This window comes from Kitasatospora sp. NPDC050463, from assembly GCF_040655255.1.
In the GTDB taxonomy this organism is placed as follows: domain Bacteria; phylum Actinomycetota; class Actinomycetes; order Streptomycetales; family Streptomycetaceae; genus Kitasatospora.
The window spans coordinates 84,855-109,439 of the sequence record NZ_JBFAJO010000017.1; the positions used below are offsets into that span (position 1 = coordinate 84,855).

A 24,585-nucleotide genomic window follows, 5' to 3' on the forward strand; every position below is an offset into this window, starting at 1 on the left:
CCAGCGTGGCCCTCACCCTCGATCTCGTCCCGACGCCCGCCCGGGCGTTACACCGGACGGTCGCGGCGCTCGCCGCCCGGCCCAGCCTGCTCGCGGCCGCCACCGTGCTCCTGGTCTGCGTGCCCACCGGCGAGAAGGACGTCACCGCCGCCGTCCACGTCACCGCCGCCGACCTCGCCTCGCTGGCCCTGGTCGCGGTCACCGCCGTCGAGCTGCTGCGCGGCCGCACCCCCGCGATCGGCCGGATCGCCGCCGTGCAGTTCGGCGTGATCGTGCTCGCCGCCGCCGTCGCCACCGTCGGCTCGATCGACCCGGCCGCCAGCCTCACCGGCTTCGTCCGGCTCACCCAGGTCTTCGTCCTGGTGCCCGCCGCCGTCCTCTGCTCGCTGCGCGACCGCACCGACCGGCGGCTGGTGCTCGGCTCCTTCGTCGCCGCCGCGCTGGTCCAGGGCGTGGTCGGCGCCCACCAGTACCTCACCGGAACGGGCGCCTCCTACACCGGCCGGCCGATCCGGGCCGTCGGCACCTTCGGCGCGCTCGACATCATGGCGATGTCCACCGTGGTCAGCTACGGCCTGCTCGCGGCCCTCGCGCTGGGACTCGCCGAGCGAGGCCCGGCCGGCCATCCGAAGCTGCGCCGGGCGATGTTCGCGGCCGCGGCCTTCCTGGCCTTCCCGCTCGCCGTCTCGTTCAGCCGCGGCAGCTGGATCGCCACCGGCGCCGCCGCCGCCGTCCTGCTGCTGCGCGCCGACGCCCGGCTGGCCGTCCGCAGCGCCGTCCTCGGCCTGGCCGCCGCCGTCGTGCTGATCGGCGGCCTCGGCCTCGGGGCCTCCGGCGTCACCGCCCGGATCAGCTCCATCGGCTCCGTCTCGGCCGCCCCCGACCAGTCCGTGTCCGACCGCTACGACCTCTGGTCCACCGCCGGGCGCATCTGGCAGGACCACCCGGTCAGCGGCGCCGGCCCCAAGGCCTTCCAGCAACTGCGCGACAGTAACGCCCCGTTGCGGCTCTCCTCGGGCAGCGACGCGGCCGACGCCACCATCGGCTTCCAGCGCGAACCGCTGCTTTCCCCGCACAACATGTACTTCCTGGTCCTCAGCGAGCAGGGGCTGATCGGCATCGTCGCCTACGCCGCGCTGTTCCTCGGTCTGCTGATCGGGTGCCTGCGCCGGGCCCGGGGCGGCGGCCTCGCGGCGCTCGCCCTGCTGGTCTGGGTCCTGGTCGACTTCCTCTACGCGGACATCGGCGGCACGACCACCGTGCTGACCTCCGTCGTCCTCGGCCTCGCCGCCCGGACCGCCGCCGGCGCCACACCGGAGGCGACCCCCCGATGACCACCGACCGGCCGACCGCGCTCACCCCGACGCTGCCGGCCCCCCGCTCCGCACCCGCCGCCGAGACCACGACGGCCCCCCGGCGCGGCTTCCTCGCCAAGGCATTCGGCATCACCGCCGTGCTCAGCGCCGCCGGCTCCGCCCTCGGCCTGCTCCGCGACCTGCTGCTGGCCCGCTACTTCGGCGCCAACCAGGGCACCGACGCGTTCCTGGTCGCCTGGACCGTCCCGGAGACCGCCGCACCGCTGCTGATCGAGGACGCCATGTCCTTCCTCATGGTGCCCGCCTTCGCCCTGGCCCTGGTCCTGCGGGAGGAGCACCCGGACGGGCCCGACCCGGTCCGCCAGCTGGTCCGCGCGACCCTGCCCTGGCTGCTGCTGGCGCTCACCGCGCTCTCGCTCGGCGCCGCGCTCGGCGCCCCCCAGCTGGTGGACCTGCTCGCCCCCGGCCTGGCCGACCCCGGGCTCGCCGTCACCTGCGCCCGGATCACCGCCTGCACCGTGCTGCCCTTCGGCGTGGCCGGCTACCTCGCCGCCGCACTCCGGGCGCACCACAGCTTCACCGCCCCGGCCGGCATCTACGTCGCCTACAACGTCGGCATCCTCGGCGTCCTGCTCGGCTGCCAGGCGCTCTGGGGCGTCCGCTCCGCCGCGATCGGCGTCGCCCTCGGCAGCCTGCTGATGGCCGGCCTGCTGGTCGTGCCGTTCCTGCGCCGGCTGCGGTCCGGCCGCGCCGCCGGGGGCCGCCGGGCCCGCCCCGCACTCGTGCTGATCCCGCTCGCGCTGCTGCCGGTGGCCGCCTTCACGCTCACCCGGCAGGCTCAGGTCTTCATCGAGCGCTTCCTCGGCTCCGCGCTGCCGCCCGGCACCATCTCGCACCTCAACTACGCCGCCAAGGTCTCCCAACTGGCCATGACGGCGGCCATCCTGATCTGCACGGTGACCTTCCCGCTGGTCGCCCGGGCGCTCGCCGCCGGGGACCTCACCGCCGCCCGCGACCGGGTCGAGAAGGACCTCGGCCAGGCGGCCGCGGTCGTCCTGTTCGGCACCGCCTTCCTGCTGGCCTGCGCCCCCTCGGTGGTCGCCCTGCTCTTCCAGCGCGGCGCCTTCGGTGCCCAGGACACCGCCGCCACCGCGGCCGTCATCCGCGTCTACAGCTTCGGACTGCCCGCGCAGGCGCTGATCGGCGTGATGATCCGCCCTTACTTCTCGCTCCGCCCGGTGGTCCGCCGGGCCGGCGACCCGCGCACCGACGACGGCGGCCGCCGGCTGCTCGACTGGTATCCGGCCGCCGCCATGGTGCTCGGCCTGGTCGTCACCGTCGCCGTCGGCCTGCTCGCCACGCCCCGCTTCGGCGCCCTCGGCCTGGCCGCCGGGAACGCGGCGGGCATCACCACCACCGCGGCACTGCTGCTGCGCGGGCTCGTCCTGCGCGGCATCGCGCTGCGCCTGCGGCTGGTCCTCGGCGGCCACGCCAGGCTGCTGGCCGCCGCCGCCGGGGCGGCCGCCCTCGGCACCCCCGCCGCCGGACTCCCCGCCGACCCCCTGCTGTCGACGCTGCTCGGGGGCCTCACCGTGGCGCTCGCCTTCGCCGCCCTCGGCACCGGTCTCGGTGCCCGCGAGGTGCGCGGACCGGTCCTCGCCGTCGTCCGGGCCCTGTGCCCGCCATCCGTTGCCGATGAAGGGAAGCCTCCCCATGGACGCTGAACGGGGATCCGTACGGTCGGTGCTGTCGGGCGTACGCCGCTCCGGCGCGCCGGCGGCAGCCGGACCACGGACCGAGGTACCGCGCGCCGCGGGCCGCCGCCCGGAGGCACAGCTGCCCCGAAGTCGCCGACCCGCCACCCGGGTACCCGTCCAGGAGGCCACCTCGCCGTGGATCCTGATGTACCACTCGGTGGCCGTCGAGAAGGACGACCCGTACCAGCTGACCGTCAGCCCGGAGCGCTTCGCCGAGCAGATCGCCTGGCTCCACCGGCGCGGCCGGCGCGGCGTCTCGGTCCGCGAGTTGATGCGGGCCAGGGCCGCCGGCCGAGCCGACAACATGGTCGGCCTGACCTTCGACGACGGCTACGCGGACTTCGGCCGCTTCGCCGTACCGATTCTGCAGGCGTACGGGTTCACCGCGACCGCCTACGTGGTCGCCGACCTGCTGGGCCGGGCCAACGACTGGGACGCCAAGGGCCCGCGCAAGAAGCTGCTCACCGTCCAGGAGGTCACCGAACTCGCGGCCGCCGGCTGGGAGATCGGCTCCCACGGCCTCGGCCACCAGGCCCTGCCCGGCCTGCCCGCCGACGTCCTGGCCGCCCAGACCCGGGAGAGCCGGCGCGCCCTGGAGGAGGTCGTCGGCGGTCCGGTCACCGGGTTCTGCTACCCGTACGGCGCCGTCGACCTGCCCGCCACCCTGGCCGTCCGCGACGCCGGCTACGACTACGCCTGCGCCATCGCGCACTCCCCGCTCACCGGCCGCTACGCGCTGCCCCGCTGTTACGTCGGCGACCGCGACGGCGCCTTGCGGCTGCGGGCCAAGCGCGGCCGGCACCGTCTTCGCGACACCGTCACCGAGCTGCGCCGCAGCCGCCTCGGGGCACGCTCCGCGTCGAAGGGCCGGGCCGGCGCCGAGCGCGAGGAGGCGCAGGGGAGCGCCGGGGCCCGGAGCACCGCGGGCGGGTCCGAGCGCCCGGCCGGGGAGCGGGCGGGCCGGCGGGGGGCCGACCGGTGAGGGTGCTGCACATCGTCACCGGTCTCGCCTCCGGCGGCGCCGAGCGCCAGCTCCAGCTGCTGCTGCGCCACCTGCCCGCGCACCAGCACTGCGAGGTGGTCGCGCTGACCAACCCCGGCACGGTGGCCGCCGCGCTGCGCGCCGAGGGCGTCACCGTCCACCACCTGGCGATGCGCGGCAACCGGGACGTCGGCGCGCTGCCCCGGCTGGTCCGGCTGATCCGGTCCGGCCGCTACGACCTCGTCCACACCCACCTCTACCGGGCCGGCCTGTACGGGCGGCTGGCCGCCCGGCTGGCCGGCGTCCGGGCGGTGGTGGCCACCGAGCACTCGCTGCACGCGGGGGTGATCGAGGGCCGCCCGGTCACCCGCGGCGTCAAGGGCCTCTACCTGGCGGCCGAGCGCCTGGGCACCACTACCGTCGCGGTGTCCCGGCAGGTCGCCCAGACCCTGCACGCCTGGGGCGTGCCGCCGGGCCGGGTCGAGCTGATCCCCAACGGCATCGACGCCGCCCGCTACCGCCGTCCGGACGCCGACCGGGCCGCGGCCAGGCACCGGCTGCGCGCCGACCTCGGCCTCCCGGCGGCGAGCTGGGTGGTCGGCGGAGTCGGGCGGCTGGTGCCCGGCAAGCGGTTCCACGTCCTGCTGGAGGCGCTCGCCGGCCTCGACCCGGCCGCCCGGCTGGTGCTGGTCGGCGAGGGCCCCGAGCGCGCCGCCCTGGAGCGGCGGGCCGCCGAACTCGGCGTCCGCGACCGCCTGGTCCTCACCGGCGAGCGCGACGACGTCCCCGACCTGCTGGCCGCGCTGGACGTGCTGGCCGCCCCCTCGACCGCCGAGACCTTCGGCCTCGGCGTCCTGGAGGGCCTGGCGGCCGGCCTGCCGGTCCGCCACAGCGCCTGTCCGGCCCTGGACGAACTCCCGCCGACCGCCGCTCCGCAGGCCCGCCGGATCCCCTCCGACGCCGCCGCCTACACCACCGCGCTGCGCGAGCTGCGCCACCTCAACGACCACAGCCCCGAGCCCCTGCCCCGGCCCCCGGCGGTCGGCCACTACGACATCGTCCGGGTGGCCGCCGACCTCGGCGCCCTCTACGACCGCCTGGCACCCGCTTGAGCCGTCGGCAGCCGCCGAACCCCCGGGCCGCCGGCCGGGCGGCCCCCATATCCAAGGAGCACCCCATGTCCGAACCGCGCCGAAGCGTCCGCAGCCTGGCCCGCCGCTGGTGGCCGGTGGTCCTCGCGGTGCCGCTGGGCGCCGCCGCCGGCGCCGGGTACGCCGTCGTCGCCCACCCCTCGTACGCCGCCAACTCCTATGTGATCGTGGTGCCGGAGAGCCAGGGGGAGAGCGCCACCGCGATCAACTTCGCCCAGGCGTACGGCCGGCTGGCCGGCCAGCCCCAGGTGCTCGCGGCCGCCGCCGCCGAGACCGGGCACAGCCGCGCCGAGCTGGAGGCCCTGGTACACGGGACCACCTCCCCGGACGCTCCGATGATCGAGATCACCGGCACCGGCGCGCGGCCGCCGGAGGCCGTCCGGGCCGCCGACGCGGTGGCCCGCTCGCTGGTCGCCTTCGCCAACGCCAGCACCAAGGAGACCGGCGTCCAGCTGGTCCCGCTGGCGCCCGCCGCCGAGCCGGACAAGCCGACCACCCCGTCCGCACAGCTGGACGTCGCGGTCGGCGCCGCCGCCGGGGTGCTGATCGGCGCGCTGGTGATGATGACCCGCCGCCGGGGCACCGAGCCCACGCCGGCCGCCGTTGCCGCGTCCGGCACCGGCACCGGCCCCGCGCCGACCACCCCGCGCCCGCGCTCCGAGGAGGCCCCGGCCCGGGCGGCCGGCGCCCCGGCCGAGCCGACGCCCTCCGAGCAGCCGGCCACCGGGGCGGCACCTGCGGAGAAAACCGTCACGGAGAAGACCACCGCCGAGAAGACGGCCGCCGAGAAGACCCCGACGAAGGAGAAGAGCGCCGCCGGGAGCGGCCGATGAGCACCGAGGTGCCGGTCACCGCAGGCCTGCCCGCCCAGCCCGGAGCGCCCCGCTGGACCACCGAACTGCGCCGGGAGGATGACGCCCTCGACGCCCTCGCCGAGGAGTGGGACGACCTGGTCACCCGCTGCCGGACGGCCACCTTCTTCCAGGCCGCCGTCTGGCAGCGTTCCTGGTGGCGTCAGTACGGCCGCCCGGGCGAGCTGCTGGTGCTGCTGGTCCGCCGCGACGGCCGGCTGGTCGGCGCGGGGGCGTTCCAGCGGCGCCACGGCCCCCTCGGCGGGCTGACCGGCCTCGGCGACGGGTTGATCGACTTCACCGACATCCTGCTCGACGACTCCTGCGCGGACCGCGCCGCCGCCGAGTTCGCCGCCGCCCTGCCGCTCACCCGCCCCTGGCACAGCCTGGAACTGCGCGAGGTGCACCCCGAGGCGGCCGTCCAGCGGGTCTTCGAGCGGTGGCGCGGCCGACGACTCCGGTTCACCGACTCGCTCTGCCAGTACCTGCCGGCCGTCCCGATGGAGCAGTTGCTCGGGCGGGTGCCCGGCAAGACCGCCCAGCGCACCCGGGTGAAGCTGCGCAAGATCGCCGAGTCCGGGGTCGAGGTCCGCACGACGTCGCCGGAGGAGGTGCCCGAGGCCCTGGCCGGGCTGCTCCGGCTGCACTTCCTGCAGTGGAGCGAGCGCGGCGTGACGCCGGAGCACCGCACCGAGCGGTTCGCCCGGCACCTGACCGAGTCCACCACCGGTCTGGTCGCCACCGGCCGCGCGTCCGTCCACCAGTACTGGCTGGACGGCGAACTGGTCGCGGTGAACCTGCTGCTGCTCTGCCCGTCCTTCGGCGGCCTCTACCTGTACGGTGCGCATCCGGAGCTGCGGGAGCGGCTGGACATCGCCGGCCTGCTGTTCGGCGTGGCGCTGGACGAGACGGTCGGCGCGGCCATCCCGGTGCTGAGCCTGCTGCGCGGCCAGGAGCCGTACAAGCAGCGCTGGCGGCCGGACCGACTGCCCAACCAGCGGTTGCTGTTCGGCCCGCGCGGGCCGGCCCCGGCGGTCACCGCCCGGGCCGGCTCGGTAGGGGCCCGGCAGGTCGCGGTGCACGTACTGCGCACCCGCCTGCCGAGGCTCAAGGAGGCGTTGGCGGCCCGCCGGCGGAGCTGACCGCCCGCCGGCCCGGCCCGGGCGCCGGTCCTCAGCGCCGGGCCGGCAGGTTGGAGGGCGAGGGCGAGGGCGAGGGCGAAGGGGAGGCCGACGCGGACGGCGCCCCGGAGGCGGCCGCCACCGCCGACGGCGACGGCCCGGTCGAAGCGGAGGCCGAAGCCGAGGCCGAAGCCGAAGCGGGGCCGGAGGCCGTGGCGGAGGGAGTCGCCCCCGGTGCCGGGGCGACCGTCGGGGCGGGCGCCGGCGCGGCTGCGGCCGGTGCCCCCTTCGACCCGGCCATCAGCTGCTTGAACCTGCTGCTGGAGCGCGGGTTCTGCGAGCACTGCCAGAATCCGTGGGGGCAGTAGTCGGTGACGGTCTGGTAGCTGGTGTCGTGGGTGCGGATCCACTCCACCATCCGCTGCACGAACTCCGGGTTGTCCCCGTTGCGGAACAGCCCCCATTCCGGGTACGAGACCTGCTTGCCGCGTTTGGCGGCGAACTCCACCTGGTCCTGCAGCCCGTACGGCTCGCGGACGTAGTCGTCGAAGGTGGCGCCGGCCGGCTGGTCGTAGCTGTCCATGCCGATGATGTCGACCACGTCGTCACCGGGGTAGCACCTGGTCCACGGGATCGCGTCCTGCCCCCGGTTGGGCGTGAAGTCGAAGCGGAAGCGCTGCCCGGGCACCGAGCGCATCACCGAGACGATCCGCCGCCAGTAAGCCTTCCAGGCGGTCGGGTCGGGCTTGCAGCGGTGGGTGTAGGTGACGCCGTTCATCTCCCAGCCGGGGGTGAGCACGGTGTCCGTGCCGCCGAGCGCCACCAGCCGGCGGGCGAGCCGCAGGAAGTGCCGGTCGAAATCCCCGCGGGCGCCCTGGGCGAGCAGCTTGGCCACCTCGCCGTCCGGCACGTTCGCCTCGTTGGGCACGAGCATCGGGACGCCGAGGATCAGCATCCGGGACGGGTCGGCCAGCCGCCACTGCGACCACATCCCGAGCACCACCGGATCGCCCTCGACGTCCGCCCAGCTGTTTCCGGCCAGATAGGTGTGGCCGACCTGCATGTTGGCGTTGTTCAGCCACTGCGCGTAGCGGCCCAGCTGGGGGATGTACTTGTCCCACGAGCCGACGAAGGCGCCGAACGGTGCCTCGTGGTTCGGCCGCAGGACGACCGGCCGGGGGGCGGCGCCGCGGGGCTGGAAGGCGTCGGAGGAGAGGGTTTGCCGTTCGGTCTGGCTGAGCGGCGTCCCGGCGGGGACGCTCGCGGTGGTCAGCATCAGCAGGGCGGCGGCAGCCAGCGTCAGGCGGCCGAGTCGCATGGGCTCTCCTCCGGGCGTCACGGGGCGGGGCAGCGGGACGGACCGTGATACCCCGCTTGCAGACAGTAGGCCCCGTGAGCGTCGGAAAAGCCGAATGTCACCCTAAAGTGGGCGATATTCGAACGCCGTCTGCCGCAATGTGCCGTGTATCACCTCTGTAACAGTCCGGGCGGCCCTGGAGGCCCTACGTCGACGGGCCGACCGGAGCGTCGCCGGGGCGTTCGGCGGCCCGACGGCGCAGGTGGGCGGGTGGTTCGGGAGAAGGGCGCGAAACGGTCGCCCGCGCATCCACCGTTCGGACGCGCGGCCGGGTCCGGCTGACTCGTGAGGGTGTCGAAAGGTACGCTCCGCCCGTGTCCTGGAAGCCGCTGCGTGTACTCACCCCTCGATCGATCCTCCCTGCCCTGGCGGTGCTGCTGGTCCTTGTGGCGGGCGCGGCCGCGCACGCCAACAAGCCGGTGCCGTTCGGGGACCGGGTGGCCGAGCCGGGCGGTGCGAGCGTCGGGCCGGTCAGCACGCAGTCGCTGGGCGCCGACGGTTTGGAGCTGAAGGTGGGCCCCGGCCTGGAGGCCTACAACCGGGCCACCGGCGAGCACGCGTGGTCCTACCGCCGCGAGGGTGCCACCGCGCTGTACCTGTCGATGGCGGGCGAGAGCGCCGTGGTCGTCTGGGACGACGGACTGGTCACCTCGGTGCGCCCCGGCGACCACGAGGTGCGCTGGCACCGCGCGGTGCCCGGCCTGGCGGACTGGCTGATCGGCGAGGGCGAGCCGGGCGCCGAGAAGCGCACCGACGAGCAGCGCCGGCAGCTCCAGCGGGAGCGGGCCGCGGCGGCCCTGTACACCGTCCAGCAGTCCTCGCCCTGGGTGGCCGTGGTCACGCCCGAGCTGACCATGGGCTTCCGCGACGCCGACGGTGACCTTCGCTACAACTCCAAGCCGGCCGGCAACTGCGTCTACGACCCGACCCGCACGGTGGGCACCGACTTCGCGGTGCTCGTCCCGCGCAGCTGTGCCAACAGCACCGGCCAGCCGGTCTCCGGCGGTGTCACCGGCTACCGGCTGGACAGCACCGGCTGGCAGCTCAACGCGGGCCCGACGGTGTCGATGAAGGCCCTGGACGGCCGCCGGGTGCTGATCTCGGACGGCCCGATCGTCGGCCCCAAGGTGTTCGACACCAAGGCGGCGGCCCCCGAGGCGGCCTGCGGCAGCCCGGTCGAGCCCTTCGCCGCCGTCCGCCCGCAGGGCAGCTGCACCGCCCCGGAGGACGTCCCGCAGCCCTGAGACCGGTACCCGCAGCGGTCGATGCCACCGGGCCCCGCCACGGGGCCCGGTAGACTTGCCGCCATGGCTGTTCTCTCCGGGCACTAGCGGACGAGCGGCGCCGCCCAGCGCGGTCCGCCGATCCGACGACGACGCCCCCTTCCGCTGCCCCGGCCCTGTGCCATGCCCAGGCGCCCGCCCACGTCCCAGGAGTAGTCCCAGCCATGATTTCCGCCAACGCCCTTGAGCTGCGCGCCGGTGCCCGCATCCTGATCGAGTCCGCGAGCTTCAAGGTCGCCCCGGGCGACCGGATCGGTCTGGTCGGGCGCAACGGCGCCGGGAAGACCACGCTCACCAAGGTGCTGGCCGGCGAGGGCCTGCCGGCCTCGGGCACGGTCACCCGCTCCGGCGAGGTGGGCTACCTCCCGCAGGACCCGCGCACCGGCGACCTCGACGTCCTCGCCAAGGACCGCATCCTCTCCGCCCGCGGCCTCGACAGCGTGCTGAAGAAGATGCGCGAGAACGAGGAGCGGATGGCGAACGGCAAGGGCGCCACCCGGGACAACGCGATGAAGAAGTACGCGCGGCTGGAGACGGAGTTCCTCACCAAGGGCGGGTACGCCGCCGAGGCCGAGGCCGCCACCATCGCCGCCGCGCTGGGCCTGCCGGACCGCATCCTGGAGCAGGAGCTGCACACCCTCTCCGGTGGTCAGCGCCGCCGTGTCGAGCTGGCCCGGATCCTCTTCTCGGACTCCGACGTGCTGCTGCTCGACGAGCCCACCAACCACCTCGACGCCGACTCGATCGCCTGGTTGCGGGACTTCCTGAAGACCTACAAGGGCGGCTTCATCGTCATCTCGCACGATGTCGAACTGGTCGAGACGGTCGTCAACAAGGTCTTCTACCTGGACGCCAACCGCTCCGCGATCGACGTCTACAACATGGGCTGGAAGCAGTACCAGCAGCAGCGCGAGGACGACGAGAAGCGCCGCAAGCGCGAGCGGGCCAACGCCGAGAAGAAGGCCGCGACCCTCAACTCGCAGGCCGACAAGATGCGGGCCAAGGCGACCAAGACGGTGGCCGCGCAGAACATGGCCCGCCGTGCCGAGAAGCTGCTCTCCGGGCTGGAGCAGGTCCGGCAGAACGACAAGGTCGCCAAGCTGCGCTTCCCGGACCCGGCCCCGTGCGGCAAGACCCCGCTGACCGCCAGCGGGCTCTCCAAGTCCTACGGCTCGTTGGAGATCTTCACCGACGTGGGCCTGGCCATCGACCGGGGTTCGCGGGTCGTCATCCTCGGGCTCAACGGCGCCGGCAAGACCACCCTGCTGCGCATGCTCGCCGGCGTGGAGCAGCCCGACACCGGCGAGGTGATCCCGGGCCACGGTCTGAAGATCGGCTACTACGCCCAGGAGCACGAGACGCTGGATCCGGAGCGCTCGGTGCTGGAGAACATGCGGTCCTCGGCGCCCGACACCGACCTGGTGCAGATCCGCAAGATCCTCGGCTCGTTCCTGTTCTCCGGCGACGACGTCGACAAGCCGGCCGGGGTGCTCTCCGGCGGCGAGAAGACCAGGCTGGCGCTGGCCTCGCTGGTGGTCTCCAGTGCCAACGTGCTGCTGCTCGACGAGCCCACCAACAACCTCGACCCGGCCAGCCGCGAGGAGATCCTCGGCGCGCTGCGCGAGTTCAGCGGCGCGGTCGTGCTGGTGACCCACGACGAGGGCGCGGTCGACGCGCTCCAGCCGGAGCGGATCATCCTGCTGCCGGACGGCGTGGAGGACCTCTGGAGCCCGGCGTACAACGACCTGGTCTCGCTGGCCTGATCCGAGGCCGGCTTCCGTCCAGCCTGGAGTAGACGCCTCATCCACTCTTTGGACCAGAAAAACTAGTACTTACGGCGTGTCCGGGAATGAAGAGGTCCGGGATTCCGTTTGAGAAGCTTCCGTCGGCCCGCCACTCGATCGTGGTCGGGCCGACGCTGCTGATCAGCTCTTTCGCGCCGAATGGCGGTAGCACCCCGGGGGCGTGCACTCTGCGTGAGCGCCCTTGTGCGCTCGGATCACCACCGACGGACCGCGCATTCCCGGCATCGACCTTGTCGAATGGGTGGCCAGGAGCCGGTGGATGGGTGATCATGGGAATCTGACCGAGCAACGCTACGAGGAGGCACGGGTGGCCGAGACTCTGAAAAAGGGCAGCCGGGTGACCGGTGCCGCGCGTGAGAAGCTCGCGGCCGATCTCAAGAAGAAGTACGACTCCGGGGCGAGCATTCGCGCTCTCGCGGAGGAGACCGGTCGCTCGTACGGCTTCGTGCACCGGATGCTGAGCGAGTCCGGAGTGATCCTCCGGGGCCGCGGCGGTGCCACGCGGGGCAAGAACAAAGCTACTGCTGGAGCCAGCTCCTGACGGTCCGTCAGTTCATGGACGGATGACTCGGCGGCAGGGCGCAGGTCGGGGAGGCGACGCTTGGTCGTCTGCCCCCGGCCGGAGCGAACCGGCCGCCGATCGTCATGCCCGCCGCCACCCGCCCGGGGCCGTCCGCAACGGCGGGTGCTCCGGGCCCTGCCGCTGCGCGCCCAGTTTTGTTACTCTCCGGTAGCCAAGTCCCTCGCCACCGGAGGTCCCCGCATGACCGCCCCCGCCACCGACCCGCAGGCCCCGAGCTGGGAGCAGGACGGCGTCCGCCTGGAGGTCGACGGTGAACTCGCCGTCGTCACCCTCTGTCAGCCCGAACGGCGCAACGCCCAGTCGCCCGCGATGTGGCGCGCGCTGACGACCGCCGGCCGCGAACTGCCCGGCAGCGTCCGGGTGGTGCTGCTGCGGGCCGAGGGCCTCTCCTTCTCCGCCGGCCTGGACCGCGCGATGTTCACCCCCGAGGGCATCCCCGGCGAGCGCACCTTCCTCCAGCTGGCCGCCGCCGAGGACAAGGACCTCGACGACACCATCGCCTCCTACCAGGAGGCCTTCTCCTGGTGGCGCCGGTCCGACCTGGTCTCGATCGCCGCCGTCCAGGGCCACGCCGTCGGAGCCGGCTTCCAGCTCGCCCTCGGCTGCGACCTGCGCGTGGTCGCCGACGATGTCCGGTTCTCCATGAAGGAGACCTCGCTCGGCCTCGTCCCCGACCTCGCCGGGACCAAGCCGCTCACCGAACTCGTCGGCTACGCCCGGGCGCTGGAGATCTGCGCCACCGGCCGCTGGGTCGGCGCCGAGGAGGCCGCCGCCATCGGTCTGGCCAACCTGGCCGTGCCCGGCGCGGAGCTGGACTCCGCCGCCCGCGACCTCGCCGCCGCACTGCTGGCCGCCCCGCGCAGCGCCGTCATCGAGACCAAGGTGCTGCTCCAGGGAGCGGGCGGCCGCTCGTACGACGAGCAGCGTTCGGCCGAACGGGTGGCGCAGGCTCGCCGGCTGCGCGATCTGGCCGGTATCGGCGACTGACCGCACGATTGCGCCGAAGGCCCGGCTCCGGGGACCACCCCGGAGCCGGGCCTTCGGCGTTCCGGCCGGCCGAGGGTCGACGCTCCAGGGGCGGGAATCGTGGCGAAATGCCAGAGTTGGAGCGATTTGCGATATAGCTGGAGCCGTACGACGGGAGAAGCGCCCATGCCTGACACTCCGACGCCCGCCACCATGCACAAGAACCCCCCCGCCCCCGCCGCGCCCGGACCGGCCGCCCCGGCGGCCGACGCCGGCCGGGAGGCCGAACGCGGCCGCACCGCCCTGGCCGTCGGGGTGATCGAGAAGATCGCCGGCATGGCCGCCCGCGAGGTCTCCGGTATCCATGCGCTCGGCTCGGGCCTGTCCCGGACGTTCGGTGCGATGCGCGACCGGGTGCCCGGCGGCAAGTCCAGCATCGGGCGCGGGATCAAGGCCGAGGTCGGCGAGAAGCAGACCGCCATCGACATCGCCCTGGTCGTCGAGTACGGCGTGGTCATCCCCGAACTGGCCCGCCAGGTGCGGGAGAACATCATCGACGCGGTCGAGCGGATGACCGGGCTGGAGGTCGTCGAGGTCAACATCGCGGTCAACGACGTCCACCTGCCCGACGAGCCGGACGTCGAGGAGGAGGAAGAGGAGAGCGTCCCCGCCGGACAGCGGCCCAAGTTGAAGTAGCCCCTCGGCGGGCATGAGCGGAAGACGAGGAGGAGCGGATGAACCTGGCCATCGTCGGCCTGGTGGTGGGAATGGCCCTCGGCTTCGCAGGCTATTTCGGTGGCTTCGCGGCGTTCCTGCTGGTGGCCGCGCTGGGCGTGGTCGGCTTCGTGGTGGGGCGCCTGCTGGAGGGCGACATCGAGATCGGTGACCTCGGCGATCTGCTGCGCGGCCGCGACCGGCGCCGCTGATGGCGTCCCCCGCCGCCCCCGTCGCCCGCCGCCGCGAGCCCGGTGCCCGCGGGCGGCTGCGGATCGCCGACCGGGTGTACGCCCGGATCGCCGACCGGGCCGCCCGCGAGGCGCTGACCGACGCGTGGAGCGGGCGGACGGAGCGCGGCGGGCCGCCGAAGGTGTCGGTCGCCACGCGGGGCACCACCGTCTCCGTCCGGGTCGCCGTCGACCTGCCCTTCCCCGCCGACCTCGCCGCGCTCGCCCGGGCCGTGCGGGAGCGGATCGTCGCGCAGGTCGGCGGGCTGACCGGGACGCGGGTCGCCGAGGTGGTGGTGGTCGTCGAGCATCTGATCACCGGGGGAGCCGCATGACCGGGCCGGCGCCGGACGCCCTCCCGGCGGGAGGCGTCGAACCCGAGCCGATGGCCGTCAAGGTGCCCCGGCTGCGGTCGCCGCGGACGGTCGCCGCCGTGCTGGTCGCCGTCGCCGTCCTGCTGGTCGCCGCCGCACTGCTCTACGACGTGATCGCCGTGCGCACCGGGCACGCCGCCCGCCGCTGGCGGGCCGAGGTCGCCGACGAACTGGCCACCCGCCACCCGGACGACTTCTGGGTGCTGCTCGGCGCCGGGGTGGCCGTCCTGCTCGGCGGCTGGCTGCTCTGGCTCGCGCTCGCCCCCGGCCTGCGCCGCTGGCTCCCGCTGCGCCCGCACGGCGGTACCTCCGCCGCCATCGACCGCACCGGTGTCGGGCACCTCCTGCACGACCGCGTCGCCGGTCTGCCGGGCATCGAGCACCTCACCATTCGGATCAACCGCCGCCGGGTGAAGGTGGCGCTCACGGGCCCCGCGGATCCGGCCTCGGTGCAGCGGCAGCTGCGCGCGGAGCTGGCCAGGGTCACCCTGGCCCGGCCGCTGCGCCTCGATGTGCGGGCGAAGCGCGGCCGGGGGGAGGGCGACGGCGTGCCCGGGCCGCCACCGGAGGCCACCAAGGGCGCTCCGCCGGCCGGCCAGGTCGGTGAGACCGGCCAGGTCGGTGGGGTCAGCGGGGTCGGCCAGGCCGGTGAGGTCAGCGGGGTCGGCGAGGCAGGCGAGGCAGGCGAGGCCGGTGAGGCCGGCAAGACCGGCGGGGCCGGGTGAGCGGGGTGCCGGCCGGGAGCGGGCGGCGGAGTACGGGGGTGCTGGTGCTGGTAAGGGTCGGACGAGGAGGGGTCTGGTGAGTCGGTCCACCGTCAACCGGGTGCTGCTGGGCGTGGTCGCCGTGCTGCTGCTGGCGGCCGGAGTGCTGGTACTGGCCGGCGGGCTCGACCTCTACGCGCGGCTCGGGCTGGACGTGCCCGACGGGTGGCCGCTCACCTCGCCGGACCAGCCGGTGGTCAGCGCCGGCTCACGGACCCGCTGGGCGGACGAGTCCTGGTGGTGGCCGGCCGTGATCGCCGGGCTGGCCCTGGTGGTGGCCGGCACGGCCTGGTGGCTCCTGGCCCAGCTGCGCCGCAGCGGTCCGGCGACCATCGTCCTCCCCACGCCCGGTGCGAGCGGGCTGCGGCTGCGGCTGCGCACCCGGGCCCTGGCGGAGGCGCTGGAGACCGGGACGGTGGTTCTTCCGGAGGTGGAGCGGGTGAGCGTCCGGTTGCTGCGCGGGCCCCGGCGGCAGCGGCTGCGGCTGCGGGCCGTCGTGCGGTTGACCCCGGGGGGCGATCCGGCGGAGCTGGTCGAGCACTTCGAGACCGGCCCGTGCGGCAACGCGCGGTCCAGCCTCGGCCTGGCCGACCTGCCCGCCGAACTGCGGATCCGGGTGCAGACGGCGAAGCCGGCCGCCGCGCCCCGGGGCGGCGGCCGGCGCAGGCGTCCGCGGGTCGAGTAGCCGCCTGCCACCGGGCCCGGCGGACGGGCCCCAGGCGGTCAGAGCCCGCGCAGGGCGCCCCCGTCGACCGGGATCATCACACCGGTCAGGTAGGAGGCGGCGGGGGAGAGTGCGAAGGCCGCGACCTTCCCGAACTCCGCCGGGGTGCCGTAGCGGCCGAGCGGGATGGTGGCGCTGTTGCGGGCCCGGGCGGCCGCGGCGTCGCCGCCGAGGGCGTCCAGCTCGCGGACCCGGTCGGTGTCGATCCGGGCCGGGAGCAGGCCGACGACCCGGATCCCGCGCGGGCCCAGCTCGTCGGCGAGCGACTTGGCGGCCATCGCCAGGCCGGGCCGCAGACCGTTGGAGATGCCGAGGCCGGGGATGGGCTCGCGGACCGAGCCGGAGAGCACGAAGCCGATCACGCCGCCCTCGCCGAGCCGCTCGGCCGCCGCCCGGGCGAGCCGCAGGGCGCCGAGGAAGACCGACTCGAAGGCACCGCGCCAGGCCTCCTCCGGGGTGCTGGTCACCGGGCCGGCGGACGGCCCGCCGACGCTGATCAGCACGCCGTCCAGCCGGCCGAAGCGCTCGACGGCCTCGGTGAGCAGCCGCCCGGCGGTCTCCGGGTCCGCGTTGTCGGCCACCAGGCCGTGCGCCGCGCCACCGCCGAGGGCGTCGAGCTCGGCCACCGCCGCCGCGACGGACTCCTTGCTCCGGCCGCTGACCAGTACCCGGGCGCCGTCGGCGGCCAGCTCCCGGGCGGCCGCGAGGCCGAGGCCCCGGGTGGCGCCGGTGACCACGTACACCGTGTCCTTCAGTCCAAGATCCATGGCTCCCATCCTGCCGGGTCGGGGGCGCGGCGGGGTAGGGGGGCGCGTCGGGCGGGCCGGCACCGGGGGCGGTCGGCGGCGGTCCGGGCCGGATCCGCGGCCGGGCGCGGGCCCCGCGCCGACGAGTTTCGGCCGACTGCGCCGGCACGCTGGCCTTTACGCCCGCGTCAACGTCTACCGTCGTACCCGACGGCGTTCGAACGGCGGCCGGAAGGAATGGTGCGGTCATGCGGATCGGCGAGCTGGCGGAGCGGGCGGGGACGACCACCCGGGCGTTGCGCTACTACGAGCAGCTCGGGCTGTTGCCCGCCCGACGGGCGGGCAACGGCTACCGCGCGTACGGCGAGGACGACCTGCGGCTGCTGAACCAGATCCGCACGCTCCAGGACTTCGGCTTCGAACTGGAGGAGACCCGCCCGTTCGTGGAGTGCCTGCGGGCGGGTCACCCGGAGGGGGACTCCTGCCCGGCCTCGCTGGAGGTCTACCGGCGCAAGCTGGCGGAGCTGGACGAGTGCATCGCCCGGCTCCAGGAGGTCCGTACGCAGGTCGCCGAGCAGTTCGCCCGGGCCGAGCAGGCCCGCGACGAACTGGCGGCCGAGGCCGCCTGGCAGACGCCGCAGTGTGAGTTGGCAGTCGAGTGGGAGGAGCGGTAGATGGGGAAGATCGCTGGGGTTCCGGAGGTCACGGACGACACGTTCGCGACCGAGGTACTGGCGGCCGAAGGGCCGGTCCTGGTGGAGTTCACGGCGGACTGGTGTCCTCCGTGCCGCCAGATGGTGCCGGTCCTGGCCGACATCGCGAAGGAGGAGGCGCACCGGCTCACCGTGGTCACCGTGGACGTGGACCACAATCCGCAGACCCAGGCCGCGTACGGGGTCCTGTCGATGCCGACACTGATGGTCTTCCGGGGCGGTGAGCCGGTGAAGTCCATGGTCGGCGCCCGGGCCAAGGTGCGGCTGCTGCGCGAACTGGAGGACGTGCTGTAGCTCGCGGAACCCGCGGCTACGCCGGCACGGCTTCCAGCTCCAGCTCCACCTCGGCCTCGGCGGCCTCCTTGTCGCGGTCCCTGGCCTCGCGGCGGGCCATGACCCAGAAGCCGACTGGGATCAGCGCCGTGAACAGCCACCACTGGATCGCGTACGCCATGTGCGGGCCGATGTCGGAGTGGTTGGGCTCGGGCAGCAGCTCGGGCTGGTCGGCCGGGGCCGGGGTGGTGGCGGTGAGCTCCAGGTAGCCGCCGAGCAGGGGGGCGCCGCTCTCCTTCGTCTGCTGGTCACTGCTGATCAGGTTGAACTGCCGGTCCGGCAGGCCGGCCCGGTCCCGGATGCTGCCGGTCGCGGTCTCGTCGGGGCGCAGGCGGCCGGTGAGGGTGACCTCTCCGGCCGGCGCGGCCGGCACCTGCGGGTAGGTGGTGGCGGAGTCGCCGGACGGCACCCAGCCGCGGTTGACCAGGACGGTGCCCCCGCCGTCGGCGAGCCTGAGCGGGGTGACGACGAAGTAGCCGACCTTCTCCTCGGAGTTGAGTCGCTTGCGGACCACGAACTCGTGCTCCGGGTCGTACTGCCCGGTGGCCGTCACCGCTCGCCAGGTCAGGTCCTTCGGGACGGCGAAACCGGGCGTGGCCGACAGCGTGTCGAACGGGACCGCCCGGTCGGTGAGGGCGTGCGCGATCAGCTCGTTGCGGGCCACCCGCGCCTCGTGGCGGTGCAGCTGCCAGAACCCCAGCCGGATGGTGGCGGGGATCATCAGCAGGGCGATCAGCAGCGTGATCAGCCAGCGCCGGGAGAGCAGAAAACGGTACACATGGGCACGGTACGCCCACCTCACACCCGGCTCACGCACCGGGGTGCGGCGCGACCTCCCGCAGCAGTTGGAGGAAGGCGTCCTCGCCGACCACCGGCGTGCCGACCTCGCGGGCCTTGCGGGCCTTGCCGCTCCAGCCGCCCGGTTCGTTGGTGACCAGCAGGCTGGTGAGCCGGCTCACCGAGGACGCGATGTGCAGGCCGGCCTCCACCGCGCGGTCCTCCAGCAGCTCGCGGTCGGTCGCGGTGTCGCCGGTGAACGCCACCCGCATGCCCTGCACCAACGGCTTGCCGTCCTCCCAGCGCCCCGGGTTCGGGTACGGGCACGGCGGGCGCTTCCGGGCCTGCCGGTAGGAGGCACCGGTCCAGGAGCTGCGCCCGGGGGAGGCGGGCTCCTCCTCGCCGAGGTCGGTGACGGCCACGCAGGTCTGCAGCGGCAACGGGACGCCCCCCGCGCGCGCCAGGTGCAGGCTGGGGCGGAACGCCTCGGCGAGCACCCGGGCGTCGTCCAGGGCGTTGTGCGCCTGGCGCTGGCTGACGCCGAAGTACCCGGCGAGCGAGGACAGCTTGCCGTTGGGCAGCGGCAGCCGCAGGTCGCGGGAGAGGACCATGGTGCAGATCCGCTGGTCCACCGGGGCGCGCAGGCCGGCCCGGGAGAACTCGCGGGAGATCATGTTCCAGTCGAAGAGCGCGTTGTGGGCGACCAGGACCCGGCCGCGCAGCCGCTCGGCGAACTCCCCGGCGATCTCCGGGAAGGTCGGCGCACCCGCCAGCAGGTCGTCCGTGAGGCCGTGGATCCAGACCGGGCCCGGGTCGCGCCCGGGGTTGACCAGCGTGTACCAGTGGTCGGTGACCTCGCCGTCGGCGTCCAGTTGGTAGACGCCGGCCGAGATGACGCGGTCCGAGCGGCCGAGGCCGGTGGTCTCGACGTCGACCACCGCGAAGCCCTCGTCGGGGGCGGCGGAGCGCTGGGCGGGGACGGGGACGGTCCGCGGCGCGCCGTACGTCTCGGGCTGGATCGCATGCATGGTCAAACAGAATAAGCGCCGTCGCGGCCGGGCTCGGTCGAAATGTTCGTACCGACCGGCCGGAATAGAGTGGGACGCGTATTCGTCGTACACCCAGTCGAATATTCTCCGGCCGCTCGACACCCCCCACGCGGCCGTCTCTGTGAAGGACGAAACCCCCATGCGCGCCACCGTGATCCACGGCCCGAACGACATCCGGATCGAGGAGGTGCCGGACCCGGTGATCCAACACCCGACCGACGCCGTGGTGCGCGTGGTCAACGCCTGCATCTGCGGCAGCGACCTCTGGGCCTACCGGGGTGTGGCGGCGCGGGTGGCCGGGCAGCGGATCGGGCACGAGTTCCTCGGCGTGGTCGAGGAGACCGGCGCCGAGGTCCGCGACGTACGGCCGGGCGACTTCGTGGTCGCACCGTTCGTCTGGTCGGACGGCACATGTGATTTCTGTCGCGAAGGCCTGCAGACCTCCTGCCCGCACGGCGGCTTCTGGGGCCAGGTCGGCTCGGACGGTGGCCAGGGCGAGGCGGTGCGCGTCCCGTTCGCCGACGGCACGCTGGTCCGGCTGCCCAAGGAGGCGGCGGGCGACGAGAAGCTGCTGCCCAACCTGCTCGCCCTCTCCGACGTGATGGCCACCGGCCACCACGCCGCCGTCTCGGCGGGCGTGCGGCCCGGCGCCACCGTCGCGGTGGTCGGCGACGGTGCGGTGGGCCTGTGCGGCGTGCTGGCGGCGCACCGGCTCGGCGCGGGCCGGATCATCGCGCTCGGCCGGCACACCGCCCGGACCGACCTGGCCCGGCGCTTCGGGGCGACGGACGTGGTCGCCGAGCGCGGCGAGGCCGCGATCGAGGCGGTCAAGGAGCTGACCGGCGGGCAGGGCGCACACGCCGTACTGGAGGCGGTCGGTACCGAGGAGTCGATGCGCACCGCGATCTCGATCACCCGTGACGGCGGCGCGGTCGGCTACGTCGGGGTGCCGCACGGCGGTAGCGCCGGCGTCGACATCGGCCAGATGTTCGGCCGGAACGTTTCACTCAACGGCGGTGTCGCGCCGGCCCGCGCGTACATCCCCGAGCTGCTGCCGGACGTCCTCTCCGGCGCCATCGAACCCGGCCTGGTCTTCGACCGCACCGTCGACCTGGACGGTGTCCCGGACGGCTACCGGGCGATGGACGACCGCTCCGCGCTGAAGGTGCGGATCGCGTTCTGACGCAACGTCACCACAGGCTCCATCAGGGGCGGCACCGCTCGTCGGTGCCGCCCTTCCCGTTGTCCGGAAGTGATGGTTTTCGGCCAATTGACTAGCGCGACAGGGTGAACGGATGGCTGATCACGGTCAACCCCTTTCGGGGCGGGCGCGACCCTCCTAGCATTGCGCGGCGCGCATCAGGATTGTGACGCCCCTCACGTCCGATCGTTCCACTGGTGCGACCGCCATGCCGAAGGAGTGAGGAGACAACGTGGAATCGCCGCCGATCACCACCGCCCCTAGCGAAGTCCAACTCATCGAAGAGGGCCAGGAGTTCCGCACCCTTCGGAGCTCCTTCCGGAGCTTCGCGTTCCCGGTCACCATCGGGTTCGTGCTCTGGTACCTGCTCTACGTCCTGCTCTCCAGCTACGCCCCCGGTCTCATGGGCACCAAGGTGGTCGGGCACATCAACGTCGCCCTGGTGCTGGGGCTGCTGCAGTTCATCACCACCTTCGCCATCGCGGCCTGGTACGCGCGCTACGCGGACCGGCGGCTCGACCCGGCCGCCGCCGCGATCCGCGAAGCCCAGGGCGCCGTGGTCCACGCCCCCCGGGAGGCCGCCGAATGACCCTGCTCGCCAGCTCCGCCACCGAGCACCGCGGTCTGACGATGACCCTGTTCGGGATCTTCGTCCTGGCCACCCTCGGCATCACCGTCTGGGCCGGACGGCAGACCAAGGGCGCCGCCGACTTCTACGCCGGCGGCCGCGGCTTCACCGGTTTCCAGAACGGTCTGGCCATCTCCGGCGACTACATGTCCGCCGCGTCCTTCCTCGGCATCGCCGGCGCCATCGCGCTCTCCGGCTACGACGGCTTCCTCTACTCGGTCGGCTTCCTGGTCGCCTGGCTGGTCGCGCTGCTGCTGGTCGCCGAACCGCTGCGCAACTCCGGCCGCTTCACCATGGCGGACGTGCTGGCCTTCCGGATGAAGCAGCGCCCGGTCCGGACCGCCGCCGGCATCTCCACCATCGTGGTGTCGATCTTCTACCTGCTCGCCCAGATGGTCGGCGCCGGGACGCTGGTGGCCCTGCTGCTCGGCGTCAGCGGGGACGGTGCCAAGCGCCTGACCATCGTCGCCGTCGGTGCGCTGATGGTGATCTACGTGGTGATCGGCGGCATGAAGGGCACCACCTGGGTGCAGATCGTCAAGGCGGTGCTGCTGATCGCGGGCACCGCGCTGATGACCGTCCTGGTGCTGGCCAAGTACCACTTCAACCCCTCCGCGCTGCTCGGCGCCGCCGCCGACGCCAGCGGCAAGGGCGCCGCCTTCCTCGAACCGGGGCTGAAGTACGGGGCCAGCGGGACCACCAAGCTCGACTTCCTCAGCCTCGGGATCGCCCTGGTACTCGGCACCGCGGGCCTGCCGCACATCCTGGTTCGCTTCTACACCGTGCCCACCGCGAAGGTCGCCCGGAAGTCCGTGCTCTGGGCGATCGGCATCATCGGCGGCTTCTACCTGATGACCCTGGCCCTCGGCTTCGGCGCGGCGGCGATCGTCGGCCACAAGGCCATCGAGGACACCAAGTCCTCCGGCAACACCGCCGCTCCGCTGCTCGCCGAACAACTCGGCGGCGGCGCGGGCACCACCGGCGGCGCGATCCTGCTGGCGGTGATCTCCGCGGTGGCCTTCGCCACCATCCTCGCCGTTGTGGCCGGCCTCACCCTGGCATCCTCGGCCTCCTTCGCCCATGACCTCTACGCCAACGTCATCCGGCGCGGCAGGGCGAGCGAGAAGGAGGAGATCCTCTCGGCGAAGTGGGCCGCCGTCGCGATCGGCGCGGTCGCCATCGTGCTCAGTCTCTTCGCGGGGAAGCTCAACACCGCCGCCCTGGTCGCCCTGGCCTTCGCGGTGGCCGCCTCCGCCAACCTGCCCACACTGCTCTACTCACTGTTCTGGAGGCGCTTCACCACCACCGGCGCGGTCAGCTCGGTCTACGCCGGTCTGATCAGCTCGGTGACGCTGGTGGTCTTCTCGACCGTCGTCTCCGGCAAGCCGACCGCCCTCTTCCCGAACTCCGACTTCCACTGGTTCCCGCTGGAGAACCCCGGTCTGGTCTCCATCCCGATCGGCTTCCTGGCCGGCTGGATCGGCACGCTGCTCTCCAAGGAGAAGGCCGACCCGGCGAAGTACGCTGAACTGGAGGTCCGCTCACTGACCGGGCTGGGCGCCCACTGACAGGCGGACGATGGCTAAGCTGGCCCGGCCCCGTGGTTGCGGTGGCCGGGCCGGCCGCATGTCCCGGCCGCAACCTCACCGGAAAGGGACCGCCGTGCTGCTCGACACTTTCGGCCGGCAGGCCGTCGACCTGCGGGTCTCCCTCACCGACCGGTGCAACCTGCGCTGCACCTACTGCATGCCCGAGGAGGGCCTGCAGTGGCTGGCCAAGCCCGACCTGCTCACCGACGAGGAGATCGTCAGGCTGGTCACCGTCGCCGTGCGCGATCTCGGCGTCCGGGAGGTCCGCTTCACCGGCGGTGAACCGCTGCTGCGCCCCGGGCTGGTCGGGATCGTCACCGCCTGCTCCGCCCTCGAACCGCGCCCCGAGCTCTCCCTGACCACCAACGGCATCGGCCTCGCCCGGACCGCCGAGGCCCTGCGCAACGCCGGGCTGGACCGGGTCAACGTCTCGCTCGACACCCTCGACCCGGACACCTTCCACACCCTCACCCGTCGCCGCCGCCACCAGGACGTGCTGGACGGGCTGGCCGCGGCCGAGGCCGCCGGGCTGACGCCGGTCAAGCTGAACGCCGTGCTGATGCGGGGGATCAACGACCACGAGGCGCCCGAGCTGCTCGCCCGGTGCCTGGAGCACGGCTACGAGCTGCGGTTCATCGAGCAGATGCCGCTGGACGCCCAGCACGGCTGGGACCGGTCCTCGATGGTGACCGCCGAGGAGATCCTGGAGCGGCTCTCCACCCGGTTCACGCTCACCCCCGAGCCCTCCGCCCGCCGCGGCGCCGCCCCGGCCGAGCGCTGGCTGGTGGACGGCGGCCCGGGCCGGGTGGGCGTGATCGCCTCGGTCACCCGCCCGTTCTGCCGCGCCTGCGACCGTACCCGGCTGACCGCCGACGGGCAGGTCCGCAACTGCCTCTTCGCGACCGGCGAGACGGACCTGCGGACCGCGCTGCGTTCGGGTGCCGGGGACGCCGAACTCGGTGAGCTCTGGCGTGCGGCGATGTGGGGCAAGAAGGCGGGCGCCGGGATCGACAACCCGGAGTTCCTCCAGCCCGAGCGGCCGATGTCCGCGATCGGCGGCTGAGGGGCGGCTGAGGGGAGCGGTGGCCGGGCGGCCGCCGCGTGGTCGCTCAGGAGAGCGGCAGGCGCGGGCCCGACGTGTCCTGCGGGGTCCAGTCGGCGAGGGCGACGACCTCCTTGAGGAAGCCGCGGACCCCGAGGAACTGGGAGAGGTGCTCGCGGTGCTCCTCGCAGGCCGCCCAGGTCTTGCGGCGGTCCGGGGTGTGCAGCTTCGGGTTGTTCCAGACCAGCACCCACTGGGCGTCCGCCCGGCAGCCCTTGGCCGAGCAGAGCGGCGTCTGCGTCTGCGGGGAGCCCGGGGATTCCATGGTGCCGTCCTCAGCGATAGGCGGGTGGTCTGCACCGCCAGTCTTTCACGGCCCCGGACGGCGGAGGCCGGTCCGGGCATGGCGACGCCGGGCAGCCACGGGGGGAGCCGCCCGGCGTCGGTCCGTCGCTCCGACGGGGGATGCGGAGCGCGTACGCAGTATGTCACGGCAGGGCCCCGGTATGGGGAGGTCTTGCATGATTAA

Annotated in this window: 26 protein-coding genes; 21 read left to right on the forward strand and 5 right to left on the reverse strand. The window is 73.9% G+C overall.

What is annotated here, in order from left to right:
- Positions 1-5: 5 nt before the first annotated feature.
- The 6 genes from AB0J08_RS13635 (at position 6) to AB0J08_RS13660 (ending at position 7,199) form a co-directional block, all read left to right on the forward strand.
- Positions 6-1,334 carry an O-antigen ligase family protein gene (locus AB0J08_RS13635; protein ID WP_360631885.1) on the forward strand — a complete coding sequence of 443 codons (1,329 nt, stop codon included), beginning with the start codon at positions 6-8 and terminating at the stop codon, positions 1,332-1,334.
- Positions 1,331-3,040, forward strand: a complete 1,710-nt coding sequence (locus tag AB0J08_RS13640) for a lipid II flippase MurJ (protein WP_360631888.1) — start codon at positions 1,331-1,333, stop codon at positions 3,038-3,040. Before AB0J08_RS13635 ends, AB0J08_RS13640 begins: the two co-directional genes overlap by 4 nt.
- Complete coding sequence (locus AB0J08_RS13645) at positions 3,030-4,055, forward strand: polysaccharide deacetylase family protein (RefSeq protein WP_360631891.1); 1,026 nt, start codon at positions 3,030-3,032, stop codon at positions 4,053-4,055. Before AB0J08_RS13640 ends, AB0J08_RS13645 begins: the two co-directional genes overlap by 11 nt.
- A complete protein-coding gene (locus AB0J08_RS13650) occupies positions 4,052-5,167 on the forward strand; it encodes a glycosyltransferase (RefSeq protein WP_360631894.1) in 1,116 nt (371 codons plus the stop codon). The genes AB0J08_RS13645 and AB0J08_RS13650 overlap by 4 nt, the downstream gene beginning before the upstream one ends.
- A 65-nt stretch (positions 5,168-5,232) precedes the next feature.
- Entirely contained in the window at positions 5,233-6,039 is an 807-nt protein-coding gene (locus AB0J08_RS13655) for a Wzz/FepE/Etk N-terminal domain-containing protein (protein WP_360631897.1), read from the forward strand.
- Positions 6,036-7,199, forward strand: coding sequence for a GNAT family N-acetyltransferase (locus tag AB0J08_RS13660; protein WP_360631901.1), 1,164 nt, complete (start codon positions 6,036-6,038; stop codon positions 7,197-7,199). Before AB0J08_RS13655 ends, AB0J08_RS13660 begins: the two co-directional genes overlap by 4 nt.
- A gap of 31 nt (positions 7,200-7,230) precedes the next feature.
- On the opposite strand, the gene AB0J08_RS13665 is transcribed toward AB0J08_RS13660, so the two are convergent.
- Positions 7,231-8,241: a glycosyl hydrolase gene (locus AB0J08_RS13665; protein WP_360632032.1), complete on the reverse strand. Its 1,011-nt coding sequence runs from the start codon at positions 8,239-8,241 to the stop codon at positions 7,231-7,233.
- Between the two features lie 608 nt (positions 8,242-8,849).
- Between AB0J08_RS13665 and AB0J08_RS13670 the strand changes: the two genes are divergently transcribed.
- The 9 genes from AB0J08_RS13670 (at position 8,850) to AB0J08_RS13710 (ending at position 15,939) form a co-directional block, all read left to right on the forward strand.
- Complete coding sequence (locus AB0J08_RS13670) at positions 8,850-9,779, forward strand: hypothetical protein (protein WP_360631904.1); 930 nt, start codon at positions 8,850-8,852, stop codon at positions 9,777-9,779.
- A gap of 203 nt (positions 9,780-9,982) precedes the next feature.
- A complete protein-coding gene (locus tag AB0J08_RS13675; protein WP_360631907.1) occupies positions 9,983-11,581 on the forward strand; it encodes an ABC-F family ATP-binding cassette domain-containing protein in 1,599 nt (532 codons plus the stop codon).
- Between the two features lie 349 nt (positions 11,582-11,930).
- The gene (locus AB0J08_RS13680) at positions 11,931-12,164 is read left to right on the forward strand and encodes a helix-turn-helix domain-containing protein (protein WP_049658450.1); all 234 of its coding nucleotides are present in this window, start codon (positions 11,931-11,933) and stop codon (positions 12,162-12,164) included.
- Positions 12,165-12,386: 222 nt separating this feature from the next.
- Positions 12,387-13,193: an enoyl-CoA hydratase/isomerase family protein gene (locus AB0J08_RS13685; RefSeq protein ID WP_360631910.1), complete on the forward strand. Its 807-nt coding sequence runs from the start codon at positions 12,387-12,389 to the stop codon at positions 13,191-13,193.
- Between the two features lie 165 nt (positions 13,194-13,358).
- Positions 13,359-13,868: an Asp23/Gls24 family envelope stress response protein gene (locus AB0J08_RS13690; protein ID WP_360631913.1), complete on the forward strand. Its 510-nt coding sequence runs from the start codon at positions 13,359-13,361 to the stop codon at positions 13,866-13,868.
- A 38-nt stretch (positions 13,869-13,906) separates the two neighbouring features.
- On the forward strand, positions 13,907-14,098 hold the full coding sequence (locus AB0J08_RS13695; protein WP_329490120.1) for a hypothetical protein: 192 nt from the start codon (positions 13,907-13,909) through the stop codon (positions 14,096-14,098).
- Positions 14,098-14,451, forward strand: coding sequence for a hypothetical protein (locus AB0J08_RS13700; protein ID WP_360631916.1), 354 nt, complete (start codon positions 14,098-14,100; stop codon positions 14,449-14,451). Before AB0J08_RS13695 ends, AB0J08_RS13700 begins: the two co-directional genes overlap by 1 nt.
- Positions 14,448-15,215, forward strand: coding sequence for a DUF6286 domain-containing protein (locus AB0J08_RS13705; protein WP_360631919.1), 768 nt, complete (start codon positions 14,448-14,450; stop codon positions 15,213-15,215). Before AB0J08_RS13700 ends, AB0J08_RS13705 begins: the two co-directional genes overlap by 4 nt.
- Before the next feature lie 76 nt (positions 15,216-15,291).
- Positions 15,292-15,939, forward strand: a complete 648-nt coding sequence (locus AB0J08_RS13710) for an alkaline shock response membrane anchor protein AmaP (protein WP_360631922.1) — start codon at positions 15,292-15,294, stop codon at positions 15,937-15,939.
- 38 nt (positions 15,940-15,977) lie between these two features.
- Here the strand turns inward: AB0J08_RS13710 and AB0J08_RS13715 are convergent, their stop codons facing one another.
- Complete coding sequence (locus tag AB0J08_RS13715) at positions 15,978-16,745, reverse strand: SDR family oxidoreductase (RefSeq protein ID WP_360631925.1); 768 nt, start codon at positions 16,743-16,745, stop codon at positions 15,978-15,980.
- Between the two features lie 227 nt (positions 16,746-16,972).
- Here AB0J08_RS13715 and AB0J08_RS13720 point away from each other — a divergent pair, with 227 nt between their 5' ends.
- Positions 16,973-17,398, forward strand: coding sequence for a MerR family transcriptional regulator (locus AB0J08_RS13720; RefSeq protein ID WP_360631928.1), 426 nt, complete (start codon positions 16,973-16,975; stop codon positions 17,396-17,398).
- On the forward strand, positions 17,399-17,731 hold the full coding sequence (locus AB0J08_RS13725) for a thioredoxin domain-containing protein (protein WP_360631931.1): 333 nt from the start codon (positions 17,399-17,401) through the stop codon (positions 17,729-17,731).
- A gap of 16 nt (positions 17,732-17,747) precedes the next feature.
- Here the strand turns inward: AB0J08_RS13725 and AB0J08_RS13730 are convergent, their stop codons facing one another.
- Both AB0J08_RS13730 and AB0J08_RS13735 read right to left on the reverse strand, forming a co-directional pair.
- Positions 17,748-18,548, reverse strand: a complete 801-nt coding sequence (locus AB0J08_RS13730) for an SURF1 family protein (protein WP_360631934.1) — start codon at positions 18,546-18,548, stop codon at positions 17,748-17,750.
- A 31-nt stretch (positions 18,549-18,579) separates the two neighbouring features.
- The gene (locus AB0J08_RS13735) at positions 18,580-19,575 is read right to left on the reverse strand and encodes a DEDDh family exonuclease (RefSeq protein WP_360631937.1); all 996 of its coding nucleotides are present in this window, start codon (positions 19,573-19,575) and stop codon (positions 18,580-18,582) included.
- Between the two features lie 160 nt (positions 19,576-19,735).
- On the opposite strand from AB0J08_RS13735, the gene AB0J08_RS13740 reads away from it, so the two are divergent.
- From AB0J08_RS13740 to moaA, 4 genes are all read left to right on the forward strand, one after another.
- Positions 19,736-20,779 carry a zinc-dependent alcohol dehydrogenase family protein gene (locus AB0J08_RS13740; RefSeq protein ID WP_360631940.1) on the forward strand — a complete coding sequence of 348 codons (1,044 nt, stop codon included), beginning with the start codon at positions 19,736-19,738 and terminating at the stop codon, positions 20,777-20,779.
- A gap of 250 nt (positions 20,780-21,029) precedes the next feature.
- Complete coding sequence (locus AB0J08_RS13745) at positions 21,030-21,386, forward strand: DUF485 domain-containing protein (protein ID WP_360631943.1); 357 nt, start codon at positions 21,030-21,032, stop codon at positions 21,384-21,386.
- Entirely contained in the window at positions 21,383-22,993 is a 1,611-nt protein-coding gene (locus AB0J08_RS13750) for a cation acetate symporter (protein ID WP_360631946.1), read from the forward strand. The genes AB0J08_RS13745 and AB0J08_RS13750 overlap by 4 nt, the downstream gene beginning before the upstream one ends.
- Positions 22,994-23,087: 94 nt before the next feature.
- Positions 23,088-24,077 carry a GTP 3',8-cyclase MoaA gene (gene moaA / locus AB0J08_RS13755; protein WP_360631950.1) on the forward strand — a complete coding sequence of 330 codons (990 nt, stop codon included), beginning with the start codon at positions 23,088-23,090 and terminating at the stop codon, positions 24,075-24,077.
- Between the two features lie 46 nt (positions 24,078-24,123).
- Here moaA and AB0J08_RS13760 read toward each other — a convergent pair whose 3' ends face one another.
- A complete protein-coding gene (locus AB0J08_RS13760; protein ID WP_360631953.1) occupies positions 24,124-24,381 on the reverse strand; it encodes a hypothetical protein in 258 nt (85 codons plus the stop codon).
- Positions 24,382-24,585: the final 204 nt, after the last annotated feature.

What these genes read in the sequence shown, in the direction of transcription:
- AB0J08_RS13645 (WP_360631891.1), top strand. Translation starts at nt 3,030, where the DNA reads ATGGACGCTGAACGGGGATCCGTACGGTCGGTGCTGTCGGGCGTACGC.
- AB0J08_RS13740 (WP_360631940.1), top strand. Translation starts at nt 19,736, where the DNA reads ATGCGCGCCACCGTGATCCACGGCCCGAACGACATCCGGATCGAGGAG.
- AB0J08_RS13735 (WP_360631937.1), bottom strand. Translation starts at nt 19,575, where the DNA reads ATGCATGCGATCCAGCCCGAGACGTACGGCGCGCCGCGGACCGTCCCC.
- AB0J08_RS13720 (WP_360631928.1), top strand. Translation starts at nt 16,973, where the DNA reads ATGCGGATCGGCGAGCTGGCGGAGCGGGCGGGGACGACCACCCGGGCG.
- AB0J08_RS13675 (WP_360631907.1), top strand. Translation starts at nt 9,983, where the DNA reads ATGATTTCCGCCAACGCCCTTGAGCTGCGCGCCGGTGCCCGCATCCTG.
- AB0J08_RS13655 (WP_360631897.1), top strand. Translation starts at nt 5,233, where the DNA reads ATGTCCGAACCGCGCCGAAGCGTCCGCAGCCTGGCCCGCCGCTGGTGG.
- AB0J08_RS13725 (WP_360631931.1), top strand. Translation starts at nt 17,399, where the DNA reads ATGGGGAAGATCGCTGGGGTTCCGGAGGTCACGGACGACACGTTCGCG.
- AB0J08_RS13750 (WP_360631946.1), top strand. Translation starts at nt 21,383, where the DNA reads ATGACCCTGCTCGCCAGCTCCGCCACCGAGCACCGCGGTCTGACGATG.
- AB0J08_RS13705 (WP_360631919.1), top strand. Translation starts at nt 14,448, where the DNA reads ATGACCGGGCCGGCGCCGGACGCCCTCCCGGCGGGAGGCGTCGAACCC.
- AB0J08_RS13760 (WP_360631953.1), bottom strand. Translation starts at nt 24,381, where the DNA reads ATGGAATCCCCGGGCTCCCCGCAGACGCAGACGCCGCTCTGCTCGGCC.
- AB0J08_RS13640 (WP_360631888.1), top strand. Translation starts at nt 1,331, where the DNA reads ATGACCACCGACCGGCCGACCGCGCTCACCCCGACGCTGCCGGCCCCC.
- AB0J08_RS13715 (WP_360631925.1), bottom strand. Translation starts at nt 16,745, where the DNA reads ATGGATCTTGGACTGAAGGACACGGTGTACGTGGTCACCGGCGCCACC.
- AB0J08_RS13690 (WP_360631913.1), top strand. Translation starts at nt 13,359, where the DNA reads ATGCCTGACACTCCGACGCCCGCCACCATGCACAAGAACCCCCCCGCC.
- AB0J08_RS13660 (WP_360631901.1), top strand. Translation starts at nt 6,036, where the DNA reads ATGAGCACCGAGGTGCCGGTCACCGCAGGCCTGCCCGCCCAGCCCGGA.
- AB0J08_RS13695 (WP_329490120.1), top strand. Translation starts at nt 13,907, where the DNA reads ATGAACCTGGCCATCGTCGGCCTGGTGGTGGGAATGGCCCTCGGCTTC.
- AB0J08_RS13665 (WP_360632032.1), bottom strand. Translation starts at nt 8,241, where the DNA reads ATGCAGGTCGGCCACACCTATCTGGCCGGAAACAGCTGGGCGGACGTC.
- AB0J08_RS13685 (WP_360631910.1), top strand. Translation starts at nt 12,387, where the DNA reads ATGACCGCCCCCGCCACCGACCCGCAGGCCCCGAGCTGGGAGCAGGAC.
- AB0J08_RS13700 (WP_360631916.1), top strand. Translation starts at nt 14,098, where the DNA reads ATGGCGTCCCCCGCCGCCCCCGTCGCCCGCCGCCGCGAGCCCGGTGCC.